Below are 20,982 nucleotides of genomic sequence, written 5' to 3' on the forward strand. Positions count from 1 at the left end.
GACCTCCATCGGTAGATGGCACTAACAGACGGCCTGCCGGATCACGGCGCGCTCCGCCAAACGTGCCCTGATGCGCATCGGAAAGTTTCCGGATGACTTTCCGAAATGTTACGGTGACATTGCCGATCCGTTACGGTAGGCTCCGAGCTGCACCCATGTCAACAGCCTTATAAGGCAACGGCAGCTCCCTGATATCACCAGGTCAGCTGGCGGCATGCCGGGTGTGGGCATTTTCCGAAAACAACTCGCAGGTGCCGGCCGGACACCGGCACCCACGGCAACGGGAGGTCCTGTGCCCCAAGCGCCGCGAGCCACGCTGGCCGACGTCGCGGCGGCCGCCGGAGTGTCGGTGCCGACGGTCTCCAAGGTCTTGAGCGGCAAGAAACATGTCTCCGCCGCCACCAGGGACAAGGTCCTTGAAGCGGTCAGGGTCTTCGGCTACGAAACCCCGCGCCCGCCGAGTTCGCCCAGGGTCGGCCTGGTCGACCTGCTCATCGACGGGCTCGGCTCGCCGTGGGCCGAGGTGCTCATCAGGGGGGCGGAGCGGGCGGCGGCGCGCTGGGGGTTCTCGCTCGTCGTGACCTCCTCCGCGCGGCACGACTTCGACCTGCGGCGCTGGATCGGCACGGTCCGCAAGCGCGGCACCGACGGCATCGTGCTGGTGCTGACCCGGGCCGACCAGCGGGAGATCGAGGCGATCGAGGAGCTGCTGCACGTGCCCCTGGTGCTGCTCGACCCCGCGGGCCAGCGCGACCCGCGCATCTCCACCGTCGGCGCCACCAACTGGCTGGGCGGCGTCATGGCCACCACCCACCTCCTGGAGCTCGGGCACACCCGGATCGGCTTCATCGGCGGCCCGCTCGACGCGCAGTGCACACTCGACCGCTACGAGGGTTATCTGGCCGCCCACCGGACGTTCGGCATCGACCCTGACCCGGGGCTCACCCACTACGGCAACTTCCTGGTCACCGGCGGCAAGGACTACGGTGCGCGGCTGCTCGGCCGTGACGACCCGCCCAGCGCCGTCTTCGCGGCCAACGACCTGCAGGCCGCGGGCGTCTACCAGGCGGCCACCGAGCGCGGCGTCCGCGTGCCCGACGAGCTGTCCGTCGTCGGGTTCGACGACTCGATGGTGTGCGAGATGCTCTCGCCGCCGCTCACCACCGTTCGCCAGCCGCTCGACGACATGGCCAACGAGGCGGTCCGGCTCGTCTCCGAGGAGCTGACCCACCCCCGTGGCCCCGCGGGCACCCGCATCGAGCTCGCCACCACGCTCATCGTCCGGGGCAGCACCACGTCGTTCGGCGAGAGGAGCGCATGATGCCCGCGCCGTTCCCCGGCGGCACGTCCGTCACCCGGCTGTCGGTCTACACCGGCGCGTGCGCCGACGGCCTGGAAGGCGGCACCCCGCACCTGCACACCGCCTCCACCGAGGGCTACGTCGTGATCGGCGGGAATGGAGCGCTGCAGACCCTCGACACGCACGGTTTCAGGGAGACGGAGCTGGTCGCGGGATCGACCGTGTGGTTCACCCCGGGCACGGTCCACCGGGCGATCAACCGCGGGGGCCTGCAGGTCGTGGTCGTGATGGCGAACGCGGGCCTGCCCGAGGCGGGCGACGCGGTCATGACGTTTCCGTCCGAGATCACGGCCGACCCCGAACGCTACCGCGCCGCGGCCACCCTGCCCGCCGGCGAGCAGGCGGAGACGATGGAGACGGCCGCGATGCGCCGGCGCGAGCTGGCCGTCCAGGGTTTCCGCGCCCTGGCCGGCAGCGCCGCCGACGGCGACCGCGGCCCGCTGGAGCGGTTCTACGACCACGCGGTGGCGCTGGTGCGGCCCTCGGTCGCGGCCTGGCGCGAGACCTGGGAGCGCACGGTCGCCGAGGAGACCCGCCACACCGCCGCCGTGCTCGACGCCCTGGCCCGCGGCGACGGCGCGCACCTGCGCGCGTCGGCGCTCCTGGAGTCGCCGCAGAGTCCGGAGACCAGGTGGGGCATGTGCGGCCGGCTGCGCACCCACGACGTGCTCAACCCCGTCGAGCCGCCCGGCTAGCACAGCGCAGGCGCAGGGCGGCACGGCGTCAGTAGGGCACCGTGCGCACCAGCAGGATCGAGAAGACCTCCTGCCGGTAGTAGCAGCGGGTCGACAACACCACCGTGCCGGTGTCGGCGTGGCTGGTCTGCCGCGTGCACAGGACCGGCGACCCCGCGTCGACGCCGAGCAGCGTCGCCACGCCCTCGCCGGCCGGCGCCGCCTCCAGCCGGGCTTCGTCCCTGACGATGCGGGTGCCGGTGGCGTGCACGAGCGTGGGGAAGTCGCCCCCCATCTGCGTCACCGGCCCGGGGTCGAACGGGACGCCGTTGACCCGGAGCGGGACATGGTCGTAGAGCACGATCGCGGGCGTGCCGTCGATCGCCAGGCAGCGCTCCACCCGCCAGATCGGCTCACCGGGCGCCAGGCCCAGCGCGGCGGCGGCCTCGGGCGGAGCGGGAACCTGCTCGACACGGGCGTGGGGAAGCGACGGCGTGCGGCCCGTGGCCGCGATCCGGTGCGGCAGCGAGCCGATGTCGTGCAGGTCGACGAAGACGTTGGTGAACGGCCCCGCGGCCGGCCCTGGACGCTGCCGGACGAACGTGCCCACACCCCAGCGGCGGGAGATGAGGCCTTCGAGCCAGAGCTGTCCGAGGGCCTCGCGGACGGTGACCCGGCTCACGGCCAGCCGCCGGGCCAGCTCGGCCTCGGAGGGCAGCTGGTCGCCCAGCTCGAACTCCGCCGCGATGAGCTCACGGATCGCCTGGGCGGCCATGGCGGCTCGCTTGGGCGGTTTCATCACGGGACTACTGTAGAGCCGCGCTACCACGTTCCGATGCCGTAGAGCCCGCGCGGGCTGTTGGGATATCCGTCGAGCACGACGAGCTCCAGCAGCTCGTCGTGGAGCCGCTGGCGGATCGGCTCGGCGGCGGGGTCGGCGGTGAGGTCGTGCTGCTCGTCCGGATCCGCCTCCAGGTCGAAGAGCTGCTCGCCGCCCCCGCCGAAATACCGGGTGTAGCGGTGGCGGGCGGTGCGGATCGTACGCGACCAGCTCCGGGGCGAGGCCTCCCAGTGGTTGTTGTTGCTCTGCACATAGACCGCGGTGCGCCAGTCGAGGTCCAGGCCCTGGCACAGGGGCAGCAGCGAGGCGCCCGGCAGGGCGGGCAGCCGCCGTGGGACGTGCGGGTTGCCGAGGTGGGGGCGGGCCAGCGGGTCGGGTTCGAGGCCGGCCAGGTCAAGGATGGTGGGCGCGAGGTCGGTCAGCTCGGCCAGCTCGGAGCGCACGCCGGGGCTCAGGCCAGGTCCTGAGACGATGAGCGGGACGCGGATGCAGGTGTCGTAGTGGCGCTCCCACTTGCCGACCAGCCCGTGGTCGTGCAGCAGCTCGCCGTGGTCCGACGTGAAGATCACGTACGTGCCGGCGAGCCGCCCCGTCTCGCGCAGGCAGTCCACCAGCCGCCCGAGCTGCTCGTCCAGGTGTGCCAGGTCGGCGAAGTAGTGCAGCCGGTGGCTCTTCCAGTCGTCGACGTCGTAGGAGGCCTGCCGGTACTGCTCCCGGTCGAAGTAGGCGGGCCCGCCGGAGCGCCACTCCGCGGGCAGCGGGGCAGGGATGCTCTCGGCCCGTACGTGCCGCAGGTAGCCGGCGGGCGGCGCGAAGGGGTTGTGCGGCTGCACGTAGCTGACGTGCGCGAACAGCGGCCGCTCGGCCTCGGTGCCGCGGATGAAGGCGCACGCGCGCTCGGTGATCCAGCTGGTCTGGGAGATCTCGGCGGGGAACGGCAGCGTGTACGCCTCGCCGGTGGAGTCGGGGAACTCCCGTTGGGCGGCCTCGATCTCGGCCACCAGGTCGCGCCGCTCCGGCCCGTACGCGCGCAGCTCGGGGATCATCGTCATCCAGACGGTGGACAGCGCCGCGCGGTAGTGCTCGGGGTAGTGCTCGCGCACCCAGTCCAGCCACTCGCCCGCGCGGGGGTCCTCGGTGATGTGGGTGACGTCGAACCCGTAAGGGCGATAGTCGGGGTGAACACCGCCGATCTGCGTCCGCAGGTGCAGCTTGCCGAACGCGCCCGTACGCCACCCGCCCCGCTGGAGCGTGCGCATGAACGTGGGCAGGGCCGGATCGAGGTCGTAGCCGCACTCGGTGACGCCGTGCCCCTGGCTGGTCAGCCCGGTGGCGACGGTGGCGCGGGCCGGAGCGCAGACGGGGTTGGGTGTGAACGCGTTGCGGAACCGCACACCGCCCTCGGCCAGCGCCCGCAGGTTCGGCAGGTCGACCACGCCCTGCCAGGCCTGCTCCAGCCAGCGCGCGGCCAGCTGGTCGACCATGACCAGCACGATGTTCGGCCGGTTCGTCATCCGTCGATGCCTTTCGTCGTCTCCGGGTACGGCCGTACGGCCAGGGTGCAGAGGACCATGATCACGGCGAGTCCCGCGATGTAGGCCGAGATGGCCCAGCTGTGCTCCGCCGCCGCGAACAGCAGCGAGGCGACGGTCGGCGCGAGCGCCCCGCCCAGCACGGTCGCGACCTGGAAGCCGAGCGAGATGCCGCTGTAGCGCAGCCTGGCGGGGAACAGCTCGCAGAACAGCGCCGCCTGCACGCCGTACGGCAGGCCGCTGACCAGGCCGACGAACACGCTGCCCGCGAGGATCAGCGGGATCGACCGGGTGTCGAGCAGCGCGAAGTAGAGGAACGGGGCCGGAATCAGCAGCAGCCCGCATAGCAGGTACGTCCTGCGTTTGCCGATCCGGTCGGACAACGCCCCCGCCACCAGGATGCCGATCACGTAGAAGACCCCGTTGACCAGGTTGGCGGTGACCGCCAGCTCCCGCGACAGTCCCAGCTCCTGGACGGTGTACGAGATCACGAACACGCCGATGACGAAGCCGAAGGCGGCGATGGCGACGTACATGCCGATCGCCAGCGCGATCGTGCGCGGGTGTTCCCGCACGGTCTGCCACACCGGCGCCCGCTCGACCCGCTCCTCGGCCTTGACCTCGCGGAACTCGGGCGACTCCTGGATCTGCAGGCGCACTACGACGCCCACGCCGACCAGGACCACGCTGACGAGGAACGGGATGCGCCAGCCCCAGGCCAGCAGCTCGCCGGTGCCGAGCGTGGCCAGCAGCGTGGTGAGGGTGAGGCTGGACAGGATGATGCCGAAGCCGCTGCCGGTCTGGACGAGGCTGCCGTACCACCCGCGTCTGGACGGGGGCGCGCTCTCGACCATGAGGCTGACCGCGCCACCCCATTCGCCGCCGATGCCCAGCCCTTGGCAGAATCGCAGGAACGTGAGCAGGATGGGCGCCCAGACGCCGATGTCGGCGTACGTCGGCAGCAACCCCATGAGGAACGTGGCGGTGCCCATCACGCCGAGGCTCCACGTGAGCGTGGGTTTGCGGCCCAGCCGGTCGCCGAGGTGCCCGAAGAGCACGCCGCCGAGGGGGCGTGACACGAAGCCGACGGCGAACGTGCCGAACGCGAGCAGCGTCCCCGCGAGTGGGTCGGACGTGGGGAAGAAGAGCCGGCCGAAGACCAGCGCGGTGAGGGTGCCGTAGATGGTGAAGTCGTAGAACTCGATGGTGTTGCCGACGATCGTGGCAGCGGTGAGCTTCCACGGCACGGCGCGGGTCGAAGCGCCAGTGGAGGGGCCGGTGGATGGGCTGGTGGGTGGGACGTCCGTCACGGTGTGCTCCGGTGGAGGGTAGACGTCTAGACCTCATGGGGCAGATAGGACATGGTGGGATGGTGTGCGTGCACCTGTCAAGGTGCATCGAGGAAGGAATGGGATGAAGGACCTGATTCTCGACGTGGACACCGGCGTGGACGACGCGCTGGCCCTCCTCTTCGCCGTACGCCATCCGGAGCTGCGACTGCGCGCGGTGACGTGCGTGGCCGGCAACACGGGCCTCGGCCAGGTGGTCGCCAACACGCTCAAGGTCCTTGACGCGGCCGGCGCGCCGGACGTGCCGGTGAGCGCGGGCGCGGAACGCCCGCTCATCGGGCCGGCCCGCGACGCCGGCCACATCCACGGCACCGACGGCCTCGCCGACCTCGGGCTGCCCGCTTCGGCCCGGAAGCCGGCCCCGGAAACGGCCGGGGTGCCGGCCGTGGAGTTGCTGCGCGACACCATCCTCGGCGCCCCCGAGCCCGTCGTCGTGGTGGGCCTGGCCCCGCTCACCAACCTGGCCCTGCTGCTGCGGGCCTATCCGGAGGTCGCCGGCAACATCGAGCGGCTGGTCTTCATGGGAGGCAGCGCCTCGACCGGCAACGCCACCCCCGTCGCCGAGTTCAACGTGTGGCACGACCCGGAAGCGGCCGCGATCGTGGTGGACGCCGGGGTGCCGGTGACGATGTACGGGCTGGACGTCTTCTACCACGTCTCCGTGGACGCGCCCACGTGCGCGGAGCTGCTCGGGCACGAGGAGCCGGGCAGCCGCCTGGCGGGCCTGCTGCTGCGGCACCAGATCGCCCTGTGCGGGGCCGATCCTCGGGTGAACGGCGACGGGCTGCTCGGCGACGCCGGAGCGGTGTGCGCGGTGGCGGACCCCGAGGGCCTGACCACCGAGCTGCTGCCGGTGAGCGTGGAGCTCGCCCCCGGATACAGCAGGGGCCAGACGCTGGTGGACCGGCGGGCGCTGCCGGGCGAGGACGCGGCCCACGGGCTGTCCGGGCCGGCGCACGGCGTCGACGTGGCGCTCGGCGTCGACGCCCTCCGCTACCGAAGGCTCTTCCTCGACACGCTGCTGAGCGGCCCTCCGTCCTAGGACCGGCGCGTCAGCGGCCGCGCATGCCGGCGTACGCCTCCTCAAGCCCCTCCTCGTTGCCCGCCGCGCTGGTGACGCCCCTGAGCAGGCCACGCTCGATGCGGTCGGAGAAGTAGATCGCGTGGGCCATCCAGCGCAGCCGGACGAACGTGCCCAGATGGGGCAGCTCGTCGTCGATGGCCGGGTCGACGGCACGGTAGCCGGCCACGATGTGCCGGATCGCGTGGGGCGTGTCGCGGGTCAGCACGGCGGTGCACGCGAGGTCGTACAGGATGGGGGCCTGCAGGACCGCCCCCCAGTCGACCAGGCCGTCCTCCCCGGGCGAGCGTGTGCTGAGGCGGAAGCCGTCGAGGCCGGGGTCGCCGTTGACCACGCCGGCGCGCAGGTGCGGCGCGGCCTCGCGCGCCTCTTCCAGCACGCGCGCCGCCATCGTGCGGACGTGCGGCTCCATCGGCAGCTCGCGCAGGCAGTCGCTCGCCCACGGCCACGGCCACCGATGTTGCTTGCCGACGTCGGCGATGTCGTTGCCGAGCGCGTGGTGCGCGCGGGCCAGCACGGCCCCCATCCGGTGCAGGTCGTCCGCCGAGGAGGCGTCCGGCGAGCGGCCGGGGACATAGCGCAGCAGGGCCAGCAGCCCCTCGTCCAGGTCCGCGGCCAGGCGGCCGCCGGGCAGGGGGACGGGGGCGCCGCTGGCCAGCCCGCCCTGCTCCGCGCGGGCCGCCACCCGCAGACCGCCGAGGAAGGCGGTGGCGGACCCCACGTCGGACAGTTTGGCGACGTAGCGCGTGCCGGAGGCGGTGCGGACCAGCCAGGTGACGGAGTTCCAGCCGCCGGGCAGCGGCTCGGCGGAGGCCACCGGCAGGCTCCACGCGGTCAGCGCGGCGAGCATCCGGTCGGTGTCCAGCGGCATTCAGACCAGTCCCGCGTCGCGCACCTTCATGGCCACGTGAACCCGGTTGTCGGTGCCGAGCTTGGCGAAGATGCGCGTGATGTTGGCCTTGACCGTGGCCACGCTCACGCAGAGGTCGGCCGCGATCTCGGTGTTGGAGCCGCCCTTGGCGATCTCGACGGCGACCTCCCGCTCCCGGTCGGTCAGCCGGGACAGCTCCTCCAGCGCCTGCGGTCGCCGCGGGTCGTGCCTGCCGGTGGCGGCCGCGATCACCTGCTGGGCGACGCTGGGAGACAACACCGGCTCGCCCCGCGCGCACGCGCGCACGGCCTCGATCATCTTGGGCGGTGGCGTGTCCTTCAGCAGGAAGCCGTGCGCCCCGAGCTGGAGGGCGCGCAGCACCATGTCGTCGGCGTCGAACGTGGTCAGCACCAGAATCTTGGGCGGGGAAGGGCTCTGGAGCAGCAGCTCGGTGGTGGTGAGGCCGTCCTGGTGCGGCATGCGGATGTCCATCAGCACGACGTCAGGACGCAGGTCGCGGATGACGGCCATGGCCTGCCTGCCGTCGGCCGCCTCTCCGGCCAGCTCGAGGTCGGGCTCGCCGCCCAGGATGAGGCGCAGCCCCGTGCGCACCATCGGGTCGTCGTCCACGATCACCATACGAAGACGGGTCACAAGCTCAAGCCTCCCACGGCAGCCGGGCGTCGAGGATGAACCGCCCGTGGCGGACGGTGTGGCTGATGGTGCCGCCGGCCATCCTGGTGCGCTCGGCCAGGCCGACCAGGCCCAGCCGGCTGCCGGGCCCCGCCGACGGGCCGGGCGGCGCCGGGTTGCTCACCCTGATGCGCAGCCCCTCGCCCGGCCGGCCGGCCAGCTCGGCCGTCACCCGGCTGCCCGGCGCGTGCTTGCGCGCGTTGGTGAGCGCCTCCTGCACGATCCGGTACGCGTGCCGCCCCGTCTGGGTGGGCAACCGCTCACGGCAGTCGATGGTGTCGTCCACCTCGACCCGCTGCCCGGCCGCCCGCACCTCCTCGAACAAGGTGTCCAGATGGTCCAGCGTCGGCTGCGGACCCTCGGTGCCGCCGGTCGGGCCGCCATTCGGGCCGCCATTCGGGCCGCCGGTGGCGGCGCCGTCGCGCCTGAGCGTGCCGAGCACGGCGCGCAGCTCGTTGAGCGACTGGTGGGCGTTCTCCTGGATGGCCAGCGCCGCCTCCCTGGTCTGCTCGGGGGTGAGGTCCTTCCGGTAGGCCAGCCCGCCGGCCAGCATCGCCAGCAGGGAGATCCGGTGGGCCAGCACGTCGTGCATCTCCTGGGCGATCTGCAGCCGCTCCGCGAGCTGGGCCCGCTCGACCCGCTGCCGCTGGGCCGCCGCCTCCGCCGCCCGCTGGGAGGCCGCCAGGTCACGGCGGCCGCGCGCGTACAGGCCGACGAGGGTGGCGACGGCGATGACGACGACGCCCGCCGCCGCCGCGCCGATGGCGGACGTGGTGAACGAGGTGCCCACCAGCAGGCTCGACACGATCATGCTCAGACAGGTCACCACGGCCACAGGCACGATCTGGCGCCAGCGCCGGTGCGTGACCAGCGAGATATAGGCGACGCACCCGGGCCCGCCCGCCGTGGTGGAGACGGCGGTCAGCAGGGCCAGGGCCAGGGCGATCTGCCACGGCCACCTGCGCCGCCAGCGCATGAGGACCAGTCCCGCCACGCCCAGCCCCATGTCGGCCAGCACCCAGCCGAGCGAGCCATACGGCATCGGCACACCGCGGCCCGACAGCAGGACCAGCATGACGACGTAGAAGAGCAGCGGCAGCGCCGCGAACAGGTAGCGCAACGTGACGCCCAGTCTGTCGAGGGGCGGCTGATGCTCGTCGGCGTCGTGCACGCCCACCAGCCTAGGGACCTGCCGCCGCACCGGTTAGGGACCGGGGTCCATCGCGCTGCAGACCCCGGTCTACACCCCGGGCGGCGGGTGTGGCCGGGCCGCCACCCGTCGTGGACCCAGGTCCGATGTACGCCGGGCGCGCCTTCGATGGACTGTGGTGATGATCGAATTTCAACGCCTCAGCAAGAGGTACAGCGACGTGAAGGCGCTCGACGACGTGTCCTTCATCGTGCCGGCCGGCTCCGTCACCGGGTTCCTCGGGCCCAACGGGGCGGGGAAGTCGACGGCCATGCGCATCCTGGCGGGGCTGTCCCGCCCCACCTCCGGCTCCGCCACCGTGCTCGGGCGGCCGTACGCCGAGCTGGAGCGCCCCGGCTACGAGGTGGGCACGCTGCTCGACGCCTCCGCCCAGCACCCCGGCCGCAGCGGCCGGGAGGTCCTGACGCTCGGCGCGATGATGCTGGGCCTGCCGCGTTCGCGCGTGGACGAGGTCCTGGAGCTGGTCGGCCTGACCGGCAAGGAGGGGCGGCGGGCCGTCGGCGGCTACTCGCTGGGGATGCGGCAGCGGCTCGGCATCGGGCACGCGCTGCTCGGCCGGCCCCGTGCGCTCATCCTGGACGAGCCCGCCAACGGCCTCGACCCCCAGGGCATCCACTGGATGCGCGGGCTGCTGCGCGACCTGGCCGGCTCGGGATGTGCGGTGCTGCTCAGCTCGCATCTGCTGCACGAGGTTGAGCAGGTCGCCGATCGCATCGTGATGATCGGGCGCGGCCGCCTGCTCGCCCAGGGCACCCCGGCGGAGCTCGGCCAGGGCCGTGGCCTGGAGCAGACGTTTCTCGACCTGACCGCCGCCGCCGACAGGAGCCCGGCATGAACACCCGGCGCATCCCGTTCCGGACGTTGCTGCGCGTGGAGACGCGCAAGCTCTTCGACACCCGCGGTGGCAAGGTCATCTCCGGTGTGCTGGTCGCCCTGGCGGCCGGCGCCGTCGTCGGCCGGGGCGTCGTCTCGGGGCCTGAACTCCACACCGTGGCGGGGACGGCCGGCATCGTGTTCGGCATCCTCCTTCCCGTGCTCGCCATCCTCACCGTCACCGGCGAGTGGAGTCACCGCACCGCGCTGACCACGTTCACGCTCGAACCCCGCAGAGGGCGGGTGATGGCGGCCAAGTGCCTGCCGCCCCTGGTCGCCTCCGTCATGGCCTGCGCGTTCGCGATGCTGGTCGCGGTGCCGGTGACGGCGGCCGTCGCGGCGGCGCAGGGCGTGCCGGCCGACTGGCGGGTCGCGCCGCCGGCCCTGGCGGGATGGACGGCGACGACGGTCCTGCTCACCGCCCAGGGGCTGGCCCTGGGGACGGTGCTGATGAACGCGCCCGCGGCGATCGTGACCTGCCTGTCCAGCACGGTCATCTGGAGTGTCGTGGGCCGGTTGGGCTCCGCGGGGGAGGCCGCGATGGAGTGGCTGGACCTCAACACCGCCACCATCCCGCTGGTGAACGGCGACGTGACCGGCGCTGACGCCGCCCGGCTGGCCGTGTCGGCGCTGGCCTGGATCGTGCTTCCCATGGCCGCGGGCATGGTGCGGACGATGCGCAGAGAGGTCGACTGAGGTAGATCTATACCCGTTTCGTGGTGATATATTTGCCTTTGTCCTGTTTAGGGGCTACGTTGGTGCAGGTCCGGTGATGACCCGTGCCCGCGCAGTCGCGGCGAGGGACGCCGGACCCAAGGATCCCTCCGCTGGATTCTCCCGTGCTCCGCGTAGCGTCCCGTATGGCGTGCCGCCCGGCTACGTCCGTCCAAGCGAGCGCGAACTGCCATCGTCCCCTAACAAAGGACCTGACATCATCATGACGGCTCGCCTGCGTACCTTCGCCATGCTGGCAACGACCGCCGCGACCGCCCTGACCATGGGCGCCGCTCCGGCGCACGCCGACTCCGGCACCGTGCAGCAGGCCATGCTCAAGGGCTCGACGACCGCGTCGTACTTCTGGGACGACGCCTCCGGCCGGGCCGGCGACACCGGCCTGCCCGCCGCGGGCAAGCCCATGCAGAAGGGCCTGGCCGCCAGCCCCAGCTGGCCCCTCATGACCGAGGGGTACGTCATCTACCAGGGCAAGAAGGTGCCGTTCTTCGTCGGCGACCGCGGCCCGGGAGACCCCTCCAGCCGCGGGGTCATGCTCGACCTGGACGCCAAGACCTTCGCCGAGCTGACCGGCGGCACGTTCAACCCCGGGACGCTCGGCGTCGAGAACAACGGGGGCAAGGGCCACATCAAGATCGACTACGTCGTCACCAAGTGGGGCGACGGCGTCGGCAAGAAGAACCACCCGGTCGCGTTCTCGACCGGCGCGTGGGCCGAGAAGGACACCCGGCCCGTGACCACGCCGATCCCGGTGAAGCTTCCCGCCTGACCCGGCGCGTCCGGCCGGTACCGCGGCGGCGATCACGACCGGGGCGCGCGACGTGCGCCGGGTGCCCGGCACCGACCTCGGCGCGGCGTCGTCCACTGACGGCGGCGTGAGACCGTCCCGGCGCCCCCGTGCCTATCTCCTGGGCGTGCGGATGTCCGGCACGGGGACCCGCGACCAGTCGATGTCGGAGCCGAAGTAGAAGCTCGGGTAGGCCGGCTGGTTGTAGGCCGTCTGCTGCCGGGCCACGTCGGCGCGATACTGCGGGTCGTGCATCAGCGTGTACATCTTCCTGCCGGTCACCTCGGTGCTCAGATAGATCCGCACCGCGTCGCCGTCCGCCGTACGGACCAGCAGTTCCTCGCGCCAGTCGCCGAAGACGTCGGCGACCAGCCCCGGGTTGCCCTTCGTCCAGTTGTTCGTCAGCGTGCCCTCGGCGGTGAGGACCGTGCCGTGCCTCCAGTCGTCGATCGTCGGCGTCTGCAGCTCGGTGGTCGCGGTGCCGTTGACGAGCTGCGTGGTCATGTCGGCGGCCCAGCGGATGCTCATGTTCGTGCCGGGCGTGCCGCGGCCCAGGTGCTCGCCGCGGGCCGACCACAGGCCCGCCTGGATCTCCTGGTCGGGGGGCATCGACGACCACGACTCCACCCCGCGGATCGCCGGGTCGACGTCGCCGACCATGCCGCGCCCGGTGTCCCGGCCGCTGTAGCCGCCGTGGATCACTTCGCCGGTGGCCGCGTCGCGCAGCGCCCATCCGTACGGCGCCCACGCGCCGCCCTCGTGCACCGTCCAGATCTCCAGGCCCGGCCGGTCGGGGTCGAAGTCGCCCACGTGCATGGCGTCGCCGTGGCCGAGCCGGACGTTCTGCCCGGGCACGCTGCTCTGCGGCGGGCCCTCGGCGAACGACGAGTACAGGAGATCGCCGTCGTCGTCGATGGTCGCGGCGCCGTAGACGATCTCCTGCCTGCCGTCGCCGTCCACGTCGGCTGCGCTCATCGAGTGGAAGCCCTGCGTGGTCAGGTCGGCATATTCCGGGTTGCTGCCGGGGACGCCGTGGGGTGAGGCGTTGAACGGGTTCGCCATCGGGGCGTGGCCGCTGTCGACGTACCAGACCTCCTCCAGCCGCCGGCCGTTCCAGTCGTAGGCGACGAGCGTGGTGCGGGTGTAGTAGCCGCGGGCGAACACCGCCGACGGGCGCCTGCCGTCGAGGTAGGCCACCGCGGACAGGAACCTGTCGACCCGGTTGCCCGGCTCGATCCTGGACATCGCGTAGTCGCCCCACACGAGCCCGTCGTCGCCGCGGCCGGGCTTGTAGGGGACCGTCTGCAACTCCCTGCCGGTGGCGCCGTCGAGCACCGACAGGTATTCGGGGCCGGTGAGGACGAAGCCCTCGAACTCGCGGAGCCGGTTGTTGCCGCTGCGGCCCGGCGCGTAGACGTCGACGAAGTAGGTGGCGAGCTCCACGGCGTCCTCATGGGAGAGCGGATATTCGTGGGCCGGTTCGATGCCGAAGGCCTCTTCCAACGTGGCCGGCCAGCGTTTCGCGACCACCTCCGAGTGTTCGTGCCATTTCGCGAACATATTCACAACATGGTCGAAATAGTCTGCTGCGCTCATCCGATAGTCGTCCTGGTGCGAGTAACCCGCTTTGACGTCCTGGCGCGGCATGGTGACGTAACGCTCGGAGACGACCTGACCCCTGCTCCCGTACCGGATGATCTTCGTGCCGGGGGCGGTCTTGAGCATCATCTCCGAACGGCCGTCGCCGTCGAAGTCGTAGACCGAGAACTGGGTGTAGTGGGCGCCGGAACGGATGTTGACGCCCAGGTCGAGCCGCCAGCGCAGGGTGCCGTCGAGCTCGTAGGTGTCGATGTAGGTGTTGCCGGTGTAGCCGCGCTGGGAGACGTCCTTGGAGTTGGACGGGTCCCACTTGGCGACGTACTCGTAGCGGCCGTCGCCGTCCACGTCGCCGACGCTCATGTCGTTGGCCGTGTACGTGTAGGCCTCGCCCGCGGGCGTCACGCCGTCGGCCGGTTTCCGCAGCTTGAGATCGTAAAACGATCTAATCCAGGGTGTGGCCGGAGCGCTGCGCCGGCCCTCCCGGCCCTTGGTAACCGGGGCCACGCGGTACTGCGAGGCCTGGGTGCCGGCGGCGTCGAGGTAGTTGGTGCTGTCGGTGACCGTGGCGATGGGGCGGCCGTCGCGGTAGACGCGGAAGGCGGGGCCCTTCATGCCGGTGTCGCCGTGCCCCGTCACCTCGTCGCCCAGCAGTCGCCAGCTCAGGAAGACCCCGTCGCTGGTCGTGGCCGCCACCAGGCCGCGGTCGAGGTGTTCGAGCCGGACGCCCGCGCCCGGCCTTCCGTGGCCGCCCCCGCTCGCCGCGCCGGCCGGGGCCGCGGTGAGGGGGAGGCAGAGCAGGGCGGCTAAGGAGGTGATGAGTGCGCGGCGGATGCTGCTGGGGGGTCTCATGGTCACGGGCTCCCTCGGGGTGACGCCCGCATGGATGCGGTTGCCCCGCACCCTGGCGGATTAAATCGATATAATTATTCCGGAAGCTATTGTCGCTCTGGCGATTTGTCAAGGGTGCGTTTCGCACGGTGATTTGCTGACTGAAGCGACTTATCCGATGTCAATTGATAACTCGTCGCAACGCATAACTTACGGTCGTCGGTCTTCGTTCGCTTCGGCCATACCCGCCACAGTCATGCCGCCCGCCACGGTCGTGCCTGCCACAACCACGCTCTTTCACGCCCACGCCCGCACCCACGCCCGCGGTCTCGGTCACGGCCACGGCCACGGCAAAGGTCGTGCCTGCCGTGGCCGTGACCGGCACGACCGTGCCACCGGCGCAGGTGACTGTGGCTCCCATGACTGCCATGACCGAGCCTGCCGCGTCCATGACCCAACGCTTGTGGCTGCCCCATGACGCCCCGTGCCCGGCCTTTGCCGGGCACGGGGCGTCAGAGGCGGAACAGGCCGGCGCAGGCGGAGGCGGCGGCCTCCTCGTCGCCTACCACGACTGCCCGGGCCAGAGCCACCAGGCGATGGGCCACGAACTGGGATTCGTCCACCGGCGCCACCTCCGCGAGCAGGTCGTCGAGCTCGGCCAGCAGGCTCGGCCCCGACAGCCGGCGTACGCAGGGCCAGGTGTCGGAGAAGCGGACCGGAGAGCCGTCCGCGTCGAGCAGGGCGAGCCGGAGGCTCCTGTCGGGGTGTGCCGCCGCGCTGCGCGCCAGCCCCGACATGACGGCCTCCCGCGCCCGGGCGAGATCGGCGGGATCGCGCTCGGCCCATAACGACGACAGGGCCGGTTTCTCGTCCTCGAGCGTCGGCGCGAGCACCACGGCTCCGTTGCCGTGCTGCACCTCGACCTTGCCCTGAACCTCCAGCGCCACCAGGGCGCGGCTGAGTGACGCGCGGCTGACCCCCAGCTCCGCGGCCAGGAGCCGCTCGGGCGGCAGGCGGTCGCCGGGGGAGAGCCCCTGGGCCTCGATGAAGCGCGCGATGTGATCGGCCAGCTGCACATACAGGCGCGGCCGTTCCAGGCGTCCTGGGACGGCGGAGGTCTGCGGGCGCTTCTTGGTCACGGGGGACAGTCTATTGACAGCCCGCCTTAGTGGAGCAGAGGCTAGGCCAATCTGAAAATGGCGCACCTGACCGGGCCAGGCGCCCGACCCCCTGAGGAGCTGCCGATGTCAGCGGAGATCATCGCGCTGGTCGTGCTCGTACTGGTGTTCTTAGTGGCCACCATCCGATCCATCAACATGGGCGCGCTCGCACTCGTGGCCGCCTTCGTCGTGGGGACCTCCGTGTTCGGCGTGGAGGTGGACGACGTGCTCGGCGGCTTCCCGGCGAACCTGTTCGTCATCCTGGTCGGGGTCACGTACTTGTTCGCGCTGGCCAAGACCAACGGCACCGTGGACTGGATCGTGCACCGGGCGGTGGTCGCGGTGCGTGGCCGCGTCGCCCTGATGCCGTGGGTGATGTTCGCGGTCTGCGCCGCGATCACCGCGATCGGCGCCGCCAGCCCGGCCGCGGTGGCCATCGTGGCGCCGGTGGCGATGGGCTTCGCGGCCCGCTACCGGATCCACCCGGTGATGATGGGCCTGATGGTGGTGCAGGGCTCGACCGGCGGGAGCTTCTCGCCGATCGGCATCTTCGGGGCGATCACCAACGGCGTCGTCGACCAGAGCAAGCTGCCGGGCAACGCGGCCGTCCTGTTCGGTGGCGCGCTGGGCGCGTGCGCTCTCATCAGCCTCGTCGGCTTCCTCTCCCTCGGAGGCACCAAGCTGCTGCAGCGCGACCGGCAGTCGTCCAAGACGGCGGTCATGAGCCTCGCCGGGGGCGGTTCCGGCGGCGGCTCCGGCGGCGACGACCCCGTGGACGACGCCCTGCCCCGCCTCGACGCGCAGCGGTCGCTCACGCTGATCGGTCTGGTCGTGCTGGCGGTGGGCGCGCTCGTCTTCGACCTCGACATCGGTTTCCTCGCTCTCGCGGTTGCGGTCGTGCTGACCCTGATCTTCCCCTCCGCCGCCCGCGGGGCCGTCGACAAGATCAGCTGGGGTACGGTGCTCCTGGTCGGCGGCATCGTCACGTACGTCGCCCTCCTGCAGGACCAGGGCACGGTGAAGTGGCTCGGCGACGGAGTGGCCGAGGTCGGCGCTCCACTCCTGGCCGCCCTGCTGATCTGCCTGATCGGTGCCGTGGTGTCCGCCTTCGCCTCGACGACCGGCATCCTGGGCGCGCTGATCCCGCTCGCCGTACCCTTCCTGCAGACCGGGCAGGTCGGCGCTGTCGGCATGGTCGCGGCGCTGGCGATCTCCTCCTCCGTGGTGGACTGCAGCCCCTTCTCCACCAATGGCGCGCTGATCGTCGCGAACGCCGACGTGGCGATACGGGACGACGTGTTCAAGCGCCTGATGACGTGGGGCATGACCATCGTGGTCGCCGCGCCGCTGCTGTGCTGGCTCGTCCTGATCGTGCCGGGCAGGCTGTCATGACCCGTGAGGGCGCGGGCCCGCCGGCCGGGTACGAAACCTGGAGGAGGTGTACGCCTGGCCGCGGACCGGTCGCGGGGTCCGCTCGTCGAGCGCGCGGGCACCGGCCGGGTCGCGTTGCCCGGCCCACCCCCGCGGCTCTTCGATCCGGCCGGACCGGACGGTGAGGTGGAGACCACCCGCGGCGGCCATGCCGCACCTCCCGTGCTGAACGCCGACGAAGAGGAAACCCGCGCGTGTCTGGCAGGCTGACCGCACCCGACCTGATCGAACTCGTGCTCGACGACGGCTCCTACCGCACCTGGGACGATCCCCTCGGCCCGACCGGCGACGCCGACGTGGCCGCCGCCAGGCAACGGACCGGCCTGGACGAAGCCGTGATCACCGGGGAAGGGCTGCTGCGCGGGCGCCGCGTCGCCGTCGTGGCGTGCGAGTTCGCCTTCCTGGCCGGCTCCATCGGGGTGGCCGCCGCCGAACGCCTCGTGACCGCCGTGGAACGGGCCACCGCCCAGCGGCTGCCGCTCCTCGCCGCTCCCGCCTCGGCCGGCACCAGGATGCAGGAGGGCGCCATGGCGTTCCTGCAGATGGTGAAGATGACGGCCGCCATCACCCGGCACAAGGCCGCCGGCCTGCCCTACCTCGTCTACCTGCGCGACCGGTCTTCGGCGGCGTACTGGCCTCGTGGGCCTCACTCGGCCACATCACCGCAGCGGAACCCGGCGCGATGATCGGCTTCCTCGGCCCGCGCGTCCACCGTGCCCTGCACGGGCAGCCGTTCCCCGAGGGCGTCCAGGTCGCGGAGAGCCTGCACCGGCACGGCCTGATCGACGCCGTGCTGCCCGCCCAGAACCTGGCGGAGGCCGCCGACCGGGCGCTGCGCGTCCTGCTGGCCCCGCCACCCCCCGCCCGAGGCCGTGCGCGCGCCCCAGGAACCGTTTCCTGACATCCCCGCCTGGGAGTCGATCACCATCTCCAGGCGAGGCGACAGGCCCGGCGTCAGGCAGGTGCTCCGTTACGCCGCCTCCGACGTCCTGCCGCTGAACGGCACCGGGGCGTGGGAGACGGACCCGGCGCTCCTGCTGGCGCTGGCTCGCTTCGGCGGCGTCTCGTGCGTACTCCTCGGCCAGGACCGCCGCCACCAGGAGGAGGTGCGCCCGCTGGGGCCCGCGGCCCTGCGCGTGGCCCGGCGCGGCATGCGGCTGGCGAGCGAACTGGGGCTGCCGCTCGTCACCGTCATCGACACCCCCGGCGCAGCCATGTCACCTGAGGCGAAGCGAGGCGGGCTCGCCGGCGAGATCGCCCGGTGCCTGGCCGACCTGGTCGACCTCGACACACCCACGCTCTCCCTTCTCCTCGGCCAGGGCGGCGGCGGCGCCGCGCTCGCGCTCATCCCGTGCGACCGGGTGCTCGTCGCCCAGCACGGCTGGCTGTCCCCGCTGCCTCCCGAGGGAGCCAGCGCCATCGTGCACCGGGACGTCGAGCACGCTCCGCACATCGCGGCCGCTCAAGGAGTCCGCTCCGCCGACCTGCTCGCCGGTGGCATCGCCGACCGGATCGTCGCCGAACACCCGGACGCCGCCGAGGAACCGCAGGCGTTCTGCCGCCGCGTCGGGCGCGAACTGGAACGCGAACTCGCCGTCCTGCTGCACATACGCCGCCCGGAACTGCTCACCGAACGGCTCCGCCGGTACCGGGTCATCGGCAGCGCCGCCGACACGCGCCACTCCGCCACCGCACCCGGGACCGCAGCCGACGACGCGGTCGCGTGACGCGGGCCGCAGGCTGGTCGAGGCGGGTGGGGAAAGACGGGTCCTCAGGCGGGGGTCTGTGACGCGAACTCGACGCCGACCCCCTTGAACCCGGGCGGCACGCCGTCGGTCACCAGGAGCTCGGCCGCGTCCCAGCCGCACACCCGGATCGGGGCGTTCAGCGCGAACTTGCGCGCGTCGCCCACCACGATCGTCCTGCGTGCGATGGCGATGAGCCGGCGCTTGGTCTCGGCCTCGTACGGTGTGGCCCCGTAGACGCCGGATCCGTCGAGCGCGGTGGCGGCCAGGAACAGGGCGCGCACGCTCATGTGCTCCAGCGCCGCCAGGGTCTCCGGCCCGCCGAACGAGCGCGTGTCCCTGCCGTACTGGCCGCCGACCCCGATGAGCGTGATGTCGGGTCTCGGCGCGAGCACGGCGATGGCGGGCAACGAGTGGGTGATCACGGTGAGGTTCGCCCCGGAGGGGAGGAGCTTGGCGATCTCCAGCGTGGTGGTGCCTGAGTCGAGGGCGATGGCGGTGCCCGGCTCGACGTGGCGCACGGCGGCGGCGGCGATCGCCCGCTTGGCGGCGGACGCCTGAACGGAGCGGTCGGTGAACGGCGTGGCATCGATGTCGGCCCCCATGTCGGCCCTCATGTCGACCGCTGCGGCGCCCCCGCGTACCGCCCTGACCAGGCCGTCACCGGCCAGCCTGCGCAGGTCACGCCTGACCGTGTTGGGGGAGACTCCCAGCTCGGTGACCAGGTCGGCGGAGGCGACGTATCCGTCGAGCTCGATCCTGCGCAGGATCGCCTCGCGCCGGTGCGGGGCCGACGAGTAGCGCAGGCTCGCCTCCATTTCGCTCATATGACCATCATGCCCCACTAATTGGTGCTTTTCAGCCAACTCTTGGACTTATAGTGACAACATGGCGTTGTTGTGCGGGATCGACGTGGGCACCACCCACGTCAAGGTGGGCTTCTTCGACGACGGGGGCGGCTGCGTCACTTCCGTACGCCGCCCGACCCCGCGCGACCTGCCTGCCCTCGTGGCCGCCGTCGTGGAGGCCCTGGCGGAGTGCGCCGCCCGCGCGGGTCGCGGCCCTGACGCGATCGGGATCACGGGCATGGCCGAGACCGGCGTGCCCCTCGACGCCTCTGGGCGCCCGCTCACGCCGCTGCTGTGGTGGAACGACCCCCGCGGCACCCAGGAAGCCGCCGCGCTCCGCGGCCCCACTGCACCCATGAACGAGAACGGCCCGCCCCCACACCCCGACGCTCCAGGCTCGGGAGATGGCGCTCCCGCCACGCCCGGCGGCGACACTGCCCACCCCGCTGCCCCACGCGGCGGCGATGCCGACCAGCGCGGTGACGTTCCCGGGCTGCGTGGCGGCGACCTCGGCCGGCGTGGTGACGTTCCCGGGCTGCGCGGCCGCGACTCCGGAGCGCGTGGCGGCGACCTCGGCGCGTCTGTTGGCGAGGCGGCGGATGGCAGCGGTGCGGTGCGCAGCGGTGGTGTGCCGGGTGTTGGTGCGTCGGGTGGCGGTGTGTCGGATGGCGGGGACGGGACGTCGCGTGGGGGCGGGGATGCGGCGGTGGTGTACGCGCGGACCGGGCGGTGGGTGGACGGGAAGGCGCCGCTGGCGAAGTGGCTCTGGTTGCGGGCGCACGAGCCGGGCGTGCTGGCGGCGATGCGGTGGTGGGCGAGCGTGCCCGACGCGGTGGCGTACGCGCTCACCGGCGAGCTGCACACCCATGAGACGCTGGCCGCGCGCACCCTCGGCTACGACGTCGTCCGCGGCGACTACGACGAGGACCTGCTCGCCCTGGCCGGCCTGCGTCCCGAACAGCTGGCACCCACGGCCCGGGCGGTGGAGCCCGTCGGCGGCCTGACGGTGAAGGTGAGCGGGGTGGCGGCCGGGATCCCCGTGATGATCGCCGGTCACGACCACGCGGTGGGGGCCTGGGCGTCGGGTGTACGCCGCCCCGGGCACGTGGCCGACTCCATGGGCACGGCGGAGGCGGTCCTGGCACCGGCGGCGCACCGGCCGGACCCGCGCCTCGGTCTGGCCCTGGGAATCACGGCCGACCCCGCGCTCGACGGCACCGGCACCGTCCTGGTCGGAGGCCTGCCGACGAGCGGCGGCATGCTCGACTGGCTCCTCGGCCTGATCGCTGCTCCCGATGACTCCCAGGCGCGGACCATGGCGGACCGCGCAGGGCGTGGCGCAGGTGAGTGGGGCGCAGGGGGAAAGGG

Annotated in this window: 20 protein-coding genes; 11 read left to right on the forward strand and 9 right to left on the reverse strand. The window is 72.2% G+C overall.

Annotated features, from left to right (window positions below; genetic code table 11):
• The first annotated feature begins 292 nt into the window (after positions 1-292).
• Together E1294_RS29790 and E1294_RS29795 are read left to right on the forward strand one after the other, a co-directional pair.
• Positions 293-1,321, forward strand: a complete 1,029-nt coding sequence (locus tag E1294_RS29790) for a LacI family DNA-binding transcriptional regulator (RefSeq protein WP_246083358.1) — start codon at positions 293-295, stop codon at positions 1,319-1,321.
• Complete coding sequence (locus tag E1294_RS29795; protein ID WP_132513901.1) at positions 1,321-2,055, forward strand: cupin domain-containing protein; 735 nt, start codon at positions 1,321-1,323, stop codon at positions 2,053-2,055. The genes E1294_RS29790 and E1294_RS29795 overlap by 1 nt, the downstream gene beginning before the upstream one ends.
• A gap of 28 nt (positions 2,056-2,083) precedes the next feature.
• Here the strand turns inward: E1294_RS29795 and E1294_RS29800 are convergent, their stop codons facing one another.
• The 3 genes from E1294_RS29800 to E1294_RS29810 are packed head-to-tail and all read right to left on the reverse strand — an operon-like array spanning position 2,084 to position 5,717.
• Positions 2,084-2,833, reverse strand: coding sequence for a GntR family transcriptional regulator (locus E1294_RS29800; protein WP_246083362.1), 750 nt, complete (start codon positions 2,831-2,833; stop codon positions 2,084-2,086).
• 23 nt (positions 2,834-2,856) lie between these two features.
• Positions 2,857-4,389: a sulfatase family protein gene (locus tag E1294_RS29805; protein WP_132513875.1), complete on the reverse strand. Its 1,533-nt coding sequence runs from the start codon at positions 4,387-4,389 to the stop codon at positions 2,857-2,859.
• Positions 4,386-5,717: an MFS transporter gene (locus tag E1294_RS29810; RefSeq protein ID WP_132513877.1), complete on the reverse strand. Its 1,332-nt coding sequence runs from the start codon at positions 5,715-5,717 to the stop codon at positions 4,386-4,388. The genes E1294_RS29805 and E1294_RS29810 overlap by 4 nt, the downstream gene beginning before the upstream one ends.
• 103 nt (positions 5,718-5,820) lie before the next feature.
• Between E1294_RS29810 and E1294_RS29815 the strand changes: the two genes are divergently transcribed.
• The gene (locus tag E1294_RS29815) at positions 5,821-6,798 is read left to right on the forward strand and encodes a nucleoside hydrolase (RefSeq protein WP_132513879.1); all 978 of its coding nucleotides are present in this window, start codon (positions 5,821-5,823) and stop codon (positions 6,796-6,798) included.
• 10 nt (positions 6,799-6,808) lie between these two features.
• Here E1294_RS29815 and E1294_RS29820 read toward each other — a convergent pair whose 3' ends face one another.
• From E1294_RS29820 to E1294_RS29830, 3 genes are read right to left on the reverse strand one after another with little or no spacing between them, the layout of a single operon-like run.
• On the reverse strand, positions 6,809-7,708 hold the full coding sequence (locus E1294_RS29820; protein WP_132513881.1) for a phosphotransferase enzyme family protein: 900 nt from the start codon (positions 7,706-7,708) through the stop codon (positions 6,809-6,811).
• A complete protein-coding gene (locus tag E1294_RS29825) occupies positions 7,709-8,362 on the reverse strand; it encodes a response regulator (protein ID WP_246083359.1) in 654 nt (217 codons plus the stop codon).
• Positions 8,363-8,366: 4 nt separating this feature from the next.
• A complete protein-coding gene (locus E1294_RS29830) occupies positions 8,367-9,572 on the reverse strand; it encodes a sensor histidine kinase (RefSeq protein WP_132513883.1) in 1,206 nt (401 codons plus the stop codon).
• A gap of 160 nt (positions 9,573-9,732) precedes the next feature.
• Between E1294_RS29830 and E1294_RS29835 the strand changes: the two genes are divergently transcribed.
• The 3 genes from E1294_RS29835 to E1294_RS57810 all read left to right on the forward strand — a co-directional run bounded on the left by E1294_RS29835 (position 9,733) and on the right by E1294_RS57810 (position 11,985).
• Positions 9,733-10,446: an ABC transporter ATP-binding protein gene (locus E1294_RS29835; RefSeq protein ID WP_132513885.1), complete on the forward strand. Its 714-nt coding sequence runs from the start codon at positions 9,733-9,735 to the stop codon at positions 10,444-10,446.
• On the forward strand, positions 10,443-11,180 hold the full coding sequence (locus E1294_RS29840) for an ABC transporter permease (RefSeq protein WP_132513887.1): 738 nt from the start codon (positions 10,443-10,445) through the stop codon (positions 11,178-11,180). The genes E1294_RS29835 and E1294_RS29840 overlap by 4 nt, the downstream gene beginning before the upstream one ends.
• A gap of 241 nt (positions 11,181-11,421) precedes the next feature.
• The gene (locus E1294_RS57810; protein ID WP_132513889.1) at positions 11,422-11,985 is read left to right on the forward strand and encodes a hypothetical protein; all 564 of its coding nucleotides are present in this window, start codon (positions 11,422-11,424) and stop codon (positions 11,983-11,985) included.
• 132 nt (positions 11,986-12,117) lie between these two features.
• On the opposite strand, the gene E1294_RS29850 is transcribed toward E1294_RS57810, so the two are convergent.
• Positions 12,118-14,451, reverse strand: a complete 2,334-nt coding sequence (locus E1294_RS29850) for a rhamnogalacturonan lyase (RefSeq protein WP_132513891.1) — start codon at positions 14,449-14,451, stop codon at positions 12,118-12,120.
• Positions 14,452-14,942: 491 nt separating this feature from the next.
• Complete coding sequence (locus tag E1294_RS29855; protein ID WP_132513893.1) at positions 14,943-15,569, reverse strand: FadR/GntR family transcriptional regulator; 627 nt, start codon at positions 15,567-15,569, stop codon at positions 14,943-14,945.
• Positions 15,570-15,674: 105 nt separating this feature from the next.
• Between E1294_RS29855 and E1294_RS29860 the strand changes: the two genes are divergently transcribed.
• The 4 genes from E1294_RS29860 (at position 15,675) to E1294_RS57400 (ending at position 18,748) form a co-directional block, all read left to right on the forward strand.
• Complete coding sequence (locus E1294_RS29860) at positions 15,675-16,982, forward strand: SLC13 family permease (protein WP_132513895.1); 1,308 nt, start codon at positions 15,675-15,677, stop codon at positions 16,980-16,982.
• A 233-nt stretch (positions 16,983-17,215) separates the two neighbouring features.
• The gene (locus tag E1294_RS57390) at positions 17,216-17,707 is read left to right on the forward strand and encodes a carboxyl transferase domain-containing protein (RefSeq protein WP_281284532.1); all 492 of its coding nucleotides are present in this window, start codon (positions 17,216-17,218) and stop codon (positions 17,705-17,707) included.
• The gene (locus E1294_RS57395; RefSeq protein ID WP_281284533.1) at positions 17,704-17,922 is read left to right on the forward strand and encodes a Clp protease/crotonase-like domain-containing protein; all 219 of its coding nucleotides are present in this window, start codon (positions 17,704-17,706) and stop codon (positions 17,920-17,922) included. The genes E1294_RS57390 and E1294_RS57395 overlap by 4 nt, the downstream gene beginning before the upstream one ends.
• Entirely contained in the window at positions 17,894-18,748 is an 855-nt protein-coding gene (locus E1294_RS57400) for a carboxyl transferase domain-containing protein (RefSeq protein ID WP_281284534.1), read from the forward strand. The genes E1294_RS57395 and E1294_RS57400 overlap by 29 nt, the downstream gene beginning before the upstream one ends.
• A 44-nt stretch (positions 18,749-18,792) precedes the next feature.
• Here the strand turns inward: E1294_RS57400 and E1294_RS29870 are convergent, their stop codons facing one another.
• On the reverse strand, positions 18,793-19,593 hold the full coding sequence (locus E1294_RS29870) for a DeoR/GlpR family DNA-binding transcription regulator (RefSeq protein ID WP_132513897.1): 801 nt from the start codon (positions 19,591-19,593) through the stop codon (positions 18,793-18,795).
• A gap of 61 nt (positions 19,594-19,654) precedes the next feature.
• Here E1294_RS29870 and E1294_RS29875 point away from each other — a divergent pair.
• Positions 19,655-20,982 (forward strand): FGGY family carbohydrate kinase (locus E1294_RS29875; protein WP_246083360.1); only part of this gene is annotated, 1,328 nt, incomplete at its 3' end.

The organism is Nonomuraea diastatica (assembly GCF_004349015.1).
Taxonomy (GTDB): Bacteria; Actinomycetota; Actinomycetes; order Streptosporangiales; family Streptosporangiaceae; genus Nonomuraea; species Nonomuraea diastatica.

Bases quoted from the DNA above. Each gene is read 5' to 3' on its own strand.
- E1294_RS29795 (WP_132513901.1), top strand. From the start codon at position 1,321: ATGCCCGCGCCGTTCCCCGGCGGCACGTCCGTCACCCGGCTGTCGGTC.
- E1294_RS29800 (WP_246083362.1), bottom strand. From the start codon at position 2,833: ATGAAACCGCCCAAGCGAGCCGCCATGGCCGCCCAGGCGATCCGTGAG.
- E1294_RS29805 (WP_132513875.1), bottom strand. From the start codon at position 4,389: ATGACGAACCGGCCGAACATCGTGCTGGTCATGGTCGACCAGCTGGCC.
- E1294_RS29815 (WP_132513879.1), top strand. From the start codon at position 5,821: ATGAAGGACCTGATTCTCGACGTGGACACCGGCGTGGACGACGCGCTG.
- E1294_RS29820 (WP_132513881.1), bottom strand. From the start codon at position 7,708: ATGCCGCTGGACACCGACCGGATGCTCGCCGCGCTGACCGCGTGGAGC.
- E1294_RS29835 (WP_132513885.1), top strand. From the start codon at position 9,733: ATGATCGAATTTCAACGCCTCAGCAAGAGGTACAGCGACGTGAAGGCG.
- E1294_RS29840 (WP_132513887.1), top strand. From the start codon at position 10,443: ATGAACACCCGGCGCATCCCGTTCCGGACGTTGCTGCGCGTGGAGACG.
- E1294_RS57810 (WP_132513889.1), top strand. From the start codon at position 11,422: ATGACGGCTCGCCTGCGTACCTTCGCCATGCTGGCAACGACCGCCGCG.
- E1294_RS29850 (WP_132513891.1), bottom strand. From the start codon at position 14,451: ATGAGACCCCCCAGCAGCATCCGCCGCGCACTCATCACCTCCTTAGCC.
- E1294_RS29860 (WP_132513895.1), top strand. From the start codon at position 15,675: ATGTCAGCGGAGATCATCGCGCTGGTCGTGCTCGTACTGGTGTTCTTA.
- E1294_RS57395 (WP_281284533.1), top strand. From the start codon at position 17,704: ATGATCGGCTTCCTCGGCCCGCGCGTCCACCGTGCCCTGCACGGGCAG.
- E1294_RS29870 (WP_132513897.1), bottom strand. From the start codon at position 19,593: ATGAGCGAAATGGAGGCGAGCCTGCGCTACTCGTCGGCCCCGCACCGG.